Annotated in this window: 10 protein-coding genes and 1 tRNA gene; 5 read left to right on the top strand and 6 right to left on the bottom strand. The window is 53.3% G+C overall.

Translation table 11 applies throughout. The features are described 5' to 3' along the window. The first annotated feature begins 65 nt into the window (after positions 1–65). Entirely contained in the window at positions 66–2,303 is a 2,238-nt protein-coding gene (locus OCH02_RS17250; protein WP_261432401.1) for a TonB-dependent siderophore receptor, read from the top strand. A 63-nt stretch (positions 2,304–2,366) separates the two neighbouring features. On the opposite strand, the gene puuE is transcribed toward OCH02_RS17250, so the two are convergent. Then, on the bottom strand, positions 2,367–3,305 hold the full coding sequence (puuE, locus tag OCH02_RS17245) for an allantoinase PuuE (protein ID WP_261432233.1): 939 nt from the start codon (positions 3,303–3,305) through the stop codon (positions 2,367–2,369). A gap of 167 nt (positions 3,306–3,472) precedes the next feature. On the opposite strand from puuE, the gene OCH02_RS17240 reads away from it, so the two are divergent. Then, positions 3,473–3,640, top strand: a complete 168-nt coding sequence (locus OCH02_RS17240) for a hypothetical protein (protein WP_261432232.1) — start codon at positions 3,473–3,475, stop codon at positions 3,638–3,640. 46 nt (positions 3,641–3,686) lie between these two features. On the opposite strand, the gene OCH02_RS17235 is transcribed toward OCH02_RS17240, so the two are convergent. Next, positions 3,687–3,763 (bottom strand) — tRNA-Asp (locus tag OCH02_RS17235). Between the two features lie 146 nt (positions 3,764–3,909). Next, complete coding sequence (gene dnaQ, locus OCH02_RS17230) at positions 3,910–4,650, bottom strand: DNA polymerase III subunit epsilon (RefSeq protein WP_410001266.1); 741 nt, start codon at positions 4,648–4,650, stop codon at positions 3,910–3,912. A gap of 72 nt (positions 4,651–4,722) precedes the next feature. On the opposite strand from dnaQ, the gene rnhA reads away from it, so the two are divergent. Then, positions 4,723–5,190 (top strand): ribonuclease HI, encoded by a 468-nt coding sequence (rnhA, locus tag OCH02_RS17225; RefSeq protein WP_153857954.1) that lies wholly within the window; start codon positions 4,723–4,725, stop codon positions 5,188–5,190. Here the strand turns inward: rnhA and OCH02_RS17220 are convergent. Next, positions 5,187–5,906 carry a class I SAM-dependent methyltransferase gene (locus tag OCH02_RS17220; RefSeq protein ID WP_261432229.1) on the bottom strand — a complete coding sequence of 240 codons (720 nt, stop codon included), beginning with the start codon at positions 5,904–5,906 and terminating at the stop codon, positions 5,187–5,189. The genes rnhA and OCH02_RS17220 overlap by 4 nt on opposite strands. Before the next feature lie 51 nt (positions 5,907–5,957). Between OCH02_RS17220 and gloB the strand changes: the two genes are divergently transcribed. Together gloB and mltD are read left to right on the top strand one after the other, a co-directional pair. Next, positions 5,958–6,713 carry a hydroxyacylglutathione hydrolase gene (gene gloB / locus OCH02_RS17215; protein ID WP_261432228.1) on the top strand — a complete coding sequence of 252 codons (756 nt, stop codon included), beginning with the start codon at positions 5,958–5,960 and terminating at the stop codon, positions 6,711–6,713. A 71-nt stretch (positions 6,714–6,784) separates the two neighbouring features. Then, the gene (gene mltD, locus OCH02_RS17210; protein WP_261423049.1) at positions 6,785–8,173 is read left to right on the top strand and encodes a murein transglycosylase D; all 1,389 of its coding nucleotides are present in this window, start codon (positions 6,785–6,787) and stop codon (positions 8,171–8,173) included. Positions 8,174–8,236: 63 nt separating this feature from the next. On the opposite strand, the gene OCH02_RS17205 is transcribed toward mltD, so the two are convergent. After that, positions 8,237–9,031 carry an endonuclease/exonuclease/phosphatase family protein gene (locus OCH02_RS17205; protein ID WP_261432227.1) on the bottom strand — a complete coding sequence of 265 codons (795 nt, stop codon included), beginning with the start codon at positions 9,029–9,031 and terminating at the stop codon, positions 8,237–8,239. A 242-nt stretch (positions 9,032–9,273) separates the two neighbouring features. Next, positions 9,274–10,449, bottom strand: a complete 1,176-nt coding sequence (locus OCH02_RS17200) for an MFS transporter (protein ID WP_261432226.1) — start codon at positions 10,447–10,449, stop codon at positions 9,274–9,276. Positions 10,450–10,536: the final 87 nt, after the last annotated feature.

Below are 10,536 nucleotides of genomic sequence, written 5' to 3'. Positions count from 1 at the left end.
ACAACGCTGCAGCTTGAAAGATGACGGGTATACACACCAATGATGGGAAACACTGGAAGATAATGATGAAGCGCAAACACCTCTGGGTATTAAATCCTTGTCTGCTGGCGATGATCGCACCAACAGCAGCCTGGGCAGAAGAACAAAAAAGCGAAGAGCAAATGGTAGTCTCCGCCAGCCGTGCGCACCGTACCGTAGCAGAAATGGCGCAGACCACCTGGGTGATTGAGAGCCAGGAAATTGAGCAACAGGTACAGGGCGGTAAAGAGATCAAGGACATGCTGGCGCAGCTGATCCCGGGGATGGACGTCAGCGGTCAGGGCCGGACCAACTACGGCATGAACCTGCGTGGCCGTTCAATGATGGTGATGATCGACGGCGTGCGTTTGAACTCTTCACGTAGCGACAGCCGTCAGTTGGATTCGATCGACCCGTTTAATATCGACCACATTGAAGTGATCTCCGGTGCCACCTCGCTGTACGGCGGCGGCAGTACCGGCGGCTTGATCAACATCGTCACCAAAAAAGGCCAGAAGGAGCAGCAGGTTGAGCTGCAGATCGGTGGTAAAACCGGCTTTGGCGGCCATAACGACCACGACGAAAACGTGGCGGCGGCAGTCAGCGGCGGTAACGATAATGCCTCTGGCCGCCTGTCGGTCTCTTACCAGCGCTACGGCGGCTGGTACGACGGTAAGGGCAATGAAGTCCTGATCGACAATACCCAGACTGGCCTGCAATACTCCGATCGCCTCGACGTGATGGGTACCGGCACCATTAATATCGACGATCACCAGCAGCTGCAACTGACCACCCAGTATTACAAAAGCCAGTCCGACGGCGACCACGGCCTGTTCCTGGGGGAGAATTTCTCCGCGGTGACCGGCAGCGCCAAAGCTTATAACAGCGGCAACCTGAATTCGGATCGTATTCCTGGCACTGAACGTCACCTGATTAACCTGCAGTACTCCAACACCGATTTCCTCGGGCAGGATCTGGTGGCGCAGGTTTATTATCGCGATGAGTCGCTGACCTTCTACCCGTTCCCGACGCTGGCGGGCAAAGCACCGAACTACTACGTCAGCAGCATCGGCGCCTCACAGCAGAAAACCGACTTTTACGGCGGCAAGCTGACGCTGAACAGCAAACCGATCGACGCTCTGACGCTGACCTACGGCATCGACGCCGAGCATGAAACGTTCAACTCCAACCAGCAGTTCTTCAATCTGGCCAAGGCACAGCAATCCGGCGGTATGACGCTGGAGAATGCCTATAACACCGGGCGCTATCCGGGCTACACCACCAGCAATCTGGCCACGTTTATGCAGGCCAGCTACGATATCAACCCTATCTTTACCCTAAGCGGCGGCGTACGTTATCAGTACACTGAAAACAAGATTGATGACTTTGTCGGTTATAGCCAACAGCAGGCCATCGCCACCGGCGGCGCAACCTCAGCGGACGCGATCCCAGGTGGGAAAACCGACTACAACAACGCCCTGTTCAACGCCGGCCTGCTGGCGCACCTGACTGAACGTCAACAGACCTGGGTCAACTTCTCGCAGGGTTACGAGATCCCGGATCCGGGCAAATATTACGGCAACGGCTCTTATTCGCTGAACAACGGTCACTATCAGTTGAACAAAAGCGTCAACGTCGGCGATTCCAAGCTGGAAGGCATTAAGGTTAATTCCTATGAGCTCGGCTGGCGCTATACCGGTGACAACCTGCGCACGCAGATCGCCGGCTACTACTCACTGTCCGATAAGAGTATTTCAGTCAACAAAACCGATATGACCATCAACGTCAATTCGGATAAGCGTCGTATCTACGGGGTGGAAGGCGCGGTCGATTACTTCTTCGAAGACAGTGACTGGAGCGCGGGCACCAACTTCAACTTCATTCGCTCCGAGACCAAGGTCAACGGCGAGTGGAAAAAATTGTTGGTGGACACGGCCAGCCCATCGAAAGTCACCGCCTATGTCGGCTGGGCACCGGGCGACTGGAACCTGCGTCTGCAGTCACAGCAGAGCTTCGACGTATCGGATGACGGTGATTACACCAAGGCCGGCTCCACTCAGGGCCGCAAAATTGATGGCTACAACACCATCGATTTCCTCGGCAGCTATGCCCTGCCGGTGGGTAAACTCAGCTTTAGCGTAGAGAACCTGCTGGACAAGGAATACACCACCGTCTGGGGCCAGCGCGCACCTATCCTTTATAGCCCAACCTACGGCTCACCAGAGCTTTACAGCTATAAAGGCCGTGGCCGCACTTTCGGTCTGAACTACTCCGTACTGTTCTGATCCCTGCCTGGGCGCATTTTCGCGCCCAAACAGCATGAAGAAAGGGCCACTTCGGCCCTTTCTTCATTTATTAAACGGGTGCTGCGCTACCCAGTGCTCGGCGATATCCTGCCGCCGGCATACCCAAACCCGATCGTGTTGCTCGATATAATCCAAAAAACGCTGCAATGCGCGAAACTTGCCAGGACGCCCCAGCAAGCGACAATGCATCCCGATCGACAGCATCTTCGGCGACTCTGCCCCTTCGGCGTACAGCACGTCAAAGCTGTCTTTCAGGTAGGTAAAGAACTGCTCACCGGTGTTAAACCCCTGCGGCGAGGCAAAGCGCATGTCATTAGCTTCTAACGTATAAGGCACGATCAAATGCGGTTTCTTCTGGCCATTGACGCACTGCACTTCGGTCCAGAACGGCAAATCATCACCGTAATAATCGCTGTCGTACAACAATCCACCTTGTTCCACTACCAACCGGCGGGTGTTCGGACTGTCGCGGCCGGTATACCAGCCGAGAGGCGCCTTGCCGAACAGATCGCGCAGTACTGTGATGGCCTGCTGCATATGCTGCCGTTCGGTCGCTTCATCCATATGTTGATAGTGGATCCAGCGCCAGCCGTGGCTGACTACGTCGTAATCGGCATTTTTTATCGCTTCAACTACTAACGGATTACGCGCCAGCGCCATCGCCACGCCAAACACCGTCAACGGCAGACCACGGCGCTGAAACTCATGATGAATGCGCCAGAAACCAGCACGTGAACCATATTCGTACAAGGAATCCATCGACATGTGCCGTTCGGGGTAACTGGCAGCACCAATGATATCGGAAAGAAATTGTTCAGAACCGGCGTCGCCGTGCAGCACGTTATTTTCCGCGCCCTCTTCGTAGTTGAGAACAAACTGCACCGCGATTCGTGCCTGACCAGGCCAACCAGCGTGCGGCGGACGGCCACCGTAGCCTATTAAATCTCGGGGATAATCTTTATTGAACTGATATTCATTCATGCAGTTTCCCTCTTCTGATTGTCCGTTAAAACCCGTAAACACGGAGCGCCAAAACAGACCATGGCGTCGGCTCGTCAAAATACCCTCTCATACCCTAATGCAAACTATAGGCCAAAGCGGTGTAACGACGACCTGGTACCTACGCATGAACAAAGGGAGGCTATGCGGTGTCCGCCAGCTTCTTGATCGGCTTTGCACCAAGTTTGTATCGGGTAGCGAATGTCAGTGGTTTTATTGGTGCGCCGCTGGGGGGATGCTATCGAATCATTGCCCGCCGCGAATGGGCAGCCAATCGAGCGGTAACCTTTGCCAGGGCAGAATTGAGCAAAGATTAAAAACAACGAAGCCCTGAGTTATTGCTAACTCAGGGCTTCTTAATGTTGGCGGAACGGACGGGGCTCGAACCCGCGACCCCCTGCGTGACAGGCAGGTATTCTAACCAACTGAACTACCGCTCCGCGCCGTTCTTCTCTTTCGAGAGGAACGAGGCGCATATTACGGTTGAGCCACTATGCCGTCAATGCCTTTTTCTTACCAAATGAACCGTTTGCACAGTTTTTCAGCTAACAGGGCCGAAAGATTATCTGCCCGGATTAAAACCGCGTTATTCCACTTCCGTGCGCCACAGGCAGCTGCCACCCTTTTTCGCCACTAAATCCAGACGCGCTTCGTGGGCCACCACTTCTGCATCGCTGGCATAGACGACTTTCATCGTCGTCGCCGGGCGCACAATGCGCTGAATGTCCTGCGTTGAATTGCTATTTTGCGTATCGCCTTCCATCTGGAATGCCATCGAGGTTTGACCGCCGGTCATCGCCAGATAGACTTCCGCCAGGATCTCGGCATCGAGCAAGGCGCCGTGCAGCGTACGCTTGCTGTTGTCTATCTCGTAACGGCCGCACAGGGCGTCGAGATTGTTACGCTTGCCGGGGAACAGACGACGCGCCATTAACAGGCTGTCGGTGATGGTACAGAAGGTATCGGTCTTCGGGATGCCCTGCTGCAACATGCGGAATTCGTGATCCATAAAGCCGATGTCGAACGCCGCGTTATGAATGACTAACTCGCCGCCGCGGATAAAATCGATAAACTCATCGGCAATTTGGGCAAAGGTCGGTTTATCCGCCAGGAACTCATCGCTGATGCCATGGACCCCATAAGCCTCAGGATCCACCAGCCGGTCCGGCTTGATGTAGACGTGGTAGTGACGACCGGTTGGGCGACGGTTAATCACTTCCAGCGCACCAATTTCAATGATGCGATGGCCTTCGTAATGTACCCCGAGTTTGTTCATACCGGTGGTTTCGGTATCGAGGACAATCTGTCTGGTGGTTGTAGAGATCATATTGCAGTGCTCGCAGCGCTTGTTTATGTCAGACTTGGCTTTTATAAAACTGATAGGAAGAGTCTACCAGAGATGCTCAAACAGGTAGAAATTTTCACCGACGGCTCCTGCCTTGGCAACCCGGGCCCCGGTGGTTATGGTGCAATACTGCGTTATAAGCAGACTGAAAAAACCTTCAGCGCGGGCTTCCGCCTGACCACCAACAACCGCATGGAGATGATGGCGGCGATTGTCGCGCTGGAAGCTCTGACTACGCCGTGCGAAGTGACCCTGAGCACCGATAGCCAGTATGTGCGCCAGGGCATTACCAGTTGGATCCACAACTGGAAAAAGCGCGGCTGGAAAACGGCCGACAAAAAACCGGTCAAGAATGTCGATTTATGGCAGCGCTTGGATTTGGCCATTCAGCGACATACGGTTAAATGGGAATGGGTCAAGGGCCACGCCGGCCATCCGGAAAACGAACGCTGCGACGTGCTGGCGCGTGATGCGGCCGGCAATCCAACCCAGGATGATGTCGGTTACAAACCGGAAAGTTAAGGCAGTTTGCGATAACTCTTGGTCGCGCCGACGGCGCGGCTGAGAGCAGGTTTTCTCGCACCGAATTTCATCGGCGTTGGCGTCAGCGGCAAGGTGCGTTTACGCGCCACAATCACGCTCATGCAGCCCAATGCCGGCAAATGAGTGCATAAAAACGTCCCGCCTTTACGCTGCCACGGCAACACGTGAAAACGTGACTGATGCAATACTTCATAATTCAGCAGGCTCAGCCAGTCCAGCAGACGCATCTGGGTGAACATCCGACTAGCATAAGGCTGACGGTGACGTAACCCAGGCACCAGTTTACCCAATCCCAATAAACTGAACGGATTGAAGCTGCTAATCACCAGCCAGCCGTCATCGATCAACACGCGATCGACCTCTCGCAGCATGCGGTGCGGGTCATCGGCATAGGACAGCGTATGCGCCAACAGGCAGGCATCCACCGATTTAGCAGCAAAGGGGAGCTGATAGGCATCCGCGATCACCTGCAGATTCTGCCCTTCCAGGGCTACATTTACCTGATGAGAAATGGCGCATTTGTCGGTCGCCAGACTGGCACTGAGATTACCGAGCTTTAACAGGTGGAAACCAAACAGCTTCGACCACCAGGGTTGCAACTGCCGCTCGAGCGCCTCACGATAGTATTCCCCCCACGGCAACTCCGCCCAGGACTGTGGGCCGGTGAGCTTTTGTAGAGTATGGGCTGGTTTCATGATTTATTATCTTCTTTCAAGCCGTTGCCAACAGAGAGAGAGAGGTCCAACATGAATCTTATCAGCATTCCCGCCTTCCAGGACAATTACATTTGGTTATTGGATAACCAGCAGGGGCATTGCATTATCGTCGATCCCGGTGAAGCGCAGCCGGTATTGGAAACTCTGGATCGCCTGAGTCTGACACCTGACGCAATCCTGCTTACCCATCATCATCACGATCACGTTGGCGGGGTAGCGCAAATTGTAGCGCGTTATTCCGGGCTGAAAGTCTATGGGCCGCAGGAAACTGCCGACAAGGGAGCCAACCACATCGTTCATGATGGCGAAACCATCGAAATTAACGGCCAAGAATTCGCCACAATCGCGGTTCCCGGACATACCTTGGGCCATGTAGCATTCTATAGCGCACCTTATCTGTTCTGCGGAGACACTATTTTCTCTGCCGGCTGCGGAAGGCTTTTTGAAGGAACCGCAGAGCAAATGTTCAACTCGTTTCAACAGATAGCGCAACTTCCCGATAACACCTTAATTTGTTGCGCGCATGAATATACGCTTTCAAATCTTAAGTTTGCGCGAGCTATTTTGCCGGAAGATCGACACATTGAAACATATCAGCAACAAGTCGATGCGTTACGGGCAAAAGGCCAACCCAGCGTGCCAACCAAGCTACAATTAGAGCGTAAAATTAACCTATTTTTACGCTGTCATGACACTGATTTACAAAGAGAATTAGGCTTTCATACGCCACCGCAGCACCTTCATTCAGTTTTTTCCGAATTACGCCTGCGTAAAGACAACTTCTGAGCTTTTAGTTGTGTTGTTTGGCGAAGCAAAGTATGATTGCTCGTCTTTTAAGCAACTACATTGACATACACATGAAGGCTAAAGCGATATTTCTCGCCTCAGTCTTGCTAGTGGGGTGCCAGTCGTCCAAGCAGGACGCACCGGCCCCAGAGCAGCATGCACAGAGTTTGTCTTCGGCAGGTCAAGAAGGTGAAGCAGGAGAGTACACAGCGAATGGTCGAGCGAGCTCGGCGCGGTGGCTAGATAACAATAGTGGTGCCGCGCAACAGAACCTGTGGAACTTCATTAGCGACGAGCTGAAGATGGAGGTTCCGGAAAATTCCCGGATCCGTGATCAAAAAAGAAAGTACCTAAAAAGTAAGAGCTATCTCCACGATGTAACATTACGGGCAGAGCCGTACATGTACTGGATAGTCGGGCAGATTAAGAAACGTAATATGCCGATGGAACTGGTACTGCTACCCATAGTGGAGAGCGCTTTTGACCCTCACGCCACGTCAAGTGCCAACGCCGCAGGGCTATGGCAAATCGTGCCGCAAACGGGTCGGAATTATGGTTTGAAAAACAATCAGTGGTATGACGGGCGACGCGATGTCGTGGCCTCGACAACTGCTGCGCTTGATATGATGCAGTATTTGAACCGCATGTTTAACGGTGACTGGTTACTGACCATTGCCGCTTATAACAGTGGTGAAGGCCGTGTCATGCAGGCGGTTAAGGCGAATAAACGCCAGGGTAAGCCAACCAATTTCTGGGCATTGTCGCTTCCACGTGAAACGTCAATTTATGTCCCGAAAATGCTGGCGCTGAGCGACATCATTAAAAACAGCAAGAAGTACGGTATCAATCTGCCTAAGACTGATAACACCCGTGCACTGGCGCGTATAGATGTTGGGCAGCAAATACAGTTAACTCAGGCGGCTGAGATGGCTGGGCTTTCACTGACCAAGATGAAGGCTTATAACCCAGGCTACAAAAAAGGCGTTACGGCACCCAACGGGCCCCATTATATTATGGTTCCCAAAGGTCATGCCGATCAGCTGAAAGACTCGTTGGCCGATGGCCAGATCGCAGTGACTCAGCCAACCACTCAGTTGGCAAAGAACAGCGGCTTGTCTGGTGGCAGCTCGTATAAAGTGCGCTCCGGCGACACGGTATCGGGTATTGCCAAGCGGTTGAATATTAAGTCCAGCGATTTGCAGAGTTGGAACAATTTGCGCGCCAAGAGCACGCTAAAAGTTGGGCAAACCCTGCAAGTGGCCAGCAATACCGGCAGTAACAGCAGCATCACCTATCAGGTTCGTAAAGGTGATTCGCTTGCCAGTATTGCACGTCGTCACGGCGTCGATATTAACGACGTGATGCGTTGGAACTCAACGCTTGCCAAAGCCAACAGCAACCTGCAGCCGGGTCTGAAATTGACCTTGTTTGTCAGCGATAAAACGTCGCCGGATACCTAAATTTTCGGCACAAAAAAAGCACCCTTCGGGGTGCTTTTTTATTGTCTGCATACGGAGCGAATATTACCAGTGCGGCTTGTCGGCCTCAGGGTGAAACTCCACCAGCAGCGGATTATGATCCGACGCGCTGGTCACCAGCACCGAGGCCTCTGCTACCCCCATATTGCGGTAAAACACAAAGTCCAGCGGGCGGCCAAAAGCCTTGCGGCGGTGATCATCGGTAAAGTTCACCTCACGTAGCGCCATATCACTGGCAAACTGGTATAGCGCATTAATTCGCTTACGACTCCAGGCATTAAAATCCCCGGCCATGATCACCGGCCCATGGTGATTGGCAATCTGCTCACCAATCGGCCCCAGTTGTTTACTGTAGACATCCACACCCAGGCTGAAATTCACCGCATGGATATTCACCACCATCAAAAGCTGGCCGTTAAACAACGGGTAGACAGTAATCAGTGCCGACTTGGACAGTCGCAGCAATGGCTCACGTTCACGCAGTGGGCAACAATAGACCGGATGCGCCGCCGCCAGCGTCATTACGCCAGAAGGATGCTGAGGCAACACAAATGCCGGCACCTGATCGGCAGCCAAATAGTTTGACGTGGCGAAGCTCACCAGCTCAGGCGTGGTTTGCGCCTCCTGCAACAGCACCAGTTGTGCATCCTTGCCATAACTTTTCAGCACTGAAAGCCAATCGGCCCGCTGCTGTTTAAAGATATTCCACACCATCACCCGTAATGCGCCGGACGTGGGCAATGCAGCCCCAGGCGGCAGCGGTTGGGTGATAGCGCCAGGGAAAATTCGCTCAACTGGCTGACCTGCAACATACCTCATTGCATAAGTTCGTTTCGGCACGCTATTCGCCTATTTCCCATTAGGATAAAACTGGCAGTGACATTCCCGCCAACAATGAATTGATTATACGCCTGCCCTCGGCTGACGGCATGGCTTTTAGGGGTTATACCCTTTCAGTTATAGGGGCGTGATGCAGGGATTTCAATCTTCTGACAGTATATGTGTGTAAAGGTTGGCGGCGCCGTGTCATAAATGCGAAAAGGCCCGCAAAATGTGGGCCTGAAAAGGGAAAGCGCTGGAGTTTAGGCTAATTGCGGCCGGTATTTCTTATCCAGCCGTCCACTTAAGCTAACCAACAATAGAGCCACCAGCACAATCGAAGCACCAATCCACGGAGTTTGTGCCAGCCCCAAAGTGGCTACCGTTTGCCCACCAATCACCGAGCCAAGGGCAATACCTACGTTAAAAGCCGCAATGTTCAGACCGGAAGCCACATCCACCGCATTAGGTGTGTACTGCTCAGCTTTCTGCACCACATACACCTGCAGACCAGGAACATTACCAAAAGCAAACACCCCCATGACGATCACCGTCAGCAACGCGGCAATGCTGTGGCTGGCAGTGAATTGGAATACCAGCAGCAGAACGGCCAGCGCGGCAAAAATGAAGCTGAGTGCGCGTACCGCTCCGTGACGATCCGCCAGTGTGCCACCCCAGATGTTACCTATCGCCACCGCAATGCCGTAGGCCAGCAGGATCCAGCTGACTGCCGGAGCAGAGAAACCCGCCAGTTCCTGCATCATCGGTGCCAGGAAGGTGAAAGTCGTAAACACGCCGCCGTAGCCCAGTGCAGTAATGGCATAAATCAGCAACAGGCGAGGATGGGTCAGCACTTTAAACTGTTCCTTAATACTGGCACTGGCCTGATTTTTAATGTTGCTTGGCACCAAAATAGCGCTGGCCAGGGTGGCGATTACACCAATCAGTGATACTGCCAGGAAGGTTTCACGCCAGCCAAAGTGCTGACCGATAAAGGTTCCCAATGGCACCCCTGTCACCAGCGCCACGGTCAGACCACCAAACATGATAGCGATCGCCGAGGCGGCCTTCTCTTTCGCGACCAGGCCGGTAGCAATAGTCGAACCGATTGAGAAGAAGACCCCGTGAGCCAGGCCGGTCAGCAAACGGGCCACCACCAGCGTCCCATAGCCAGGCGACTGCCAGGCCAATAAGTTACCAAGAGTGAACAATACCATCAGGCTGATCAACAGCAACTTGCGCGGCACGCGACCGGTTAAGGCTGTCAGCACCGGTGCACCGATGGCCACACCGATAGCATAAATGGTCACCAGCAGCCCGGCTGACGGCACGGTCACCCCCAGCTGTTCTGCGATAGTAGGGATAAGTCCGACAATCACAAACTCCGTGGTGCCGATGGCAAAGGCACTGATGGTCAATGCAAGTAATGCGAGAGGCATCTTTTTACTCCAAATAGCATTCAGGTTGATGGCGGCTATTATCGACCCGTGCTTAAATGATAAAAATGCTCAAAATATCAAATTAAT

The sequence above is a fragment of the Serratia quinivorans genome, from assembly GCF_946227985.1.
GTDB lineage: Bacteria > Pseudomonadota > Gammaproteobacteria > Enterobacterales > Enterobacteriaceae > Serratia > Serratia quinivorans_A.
Note: the sequence above shows the minus strand (reverse complement) of the source record. Positions and strands in the feature narration are given on the sequence as shown.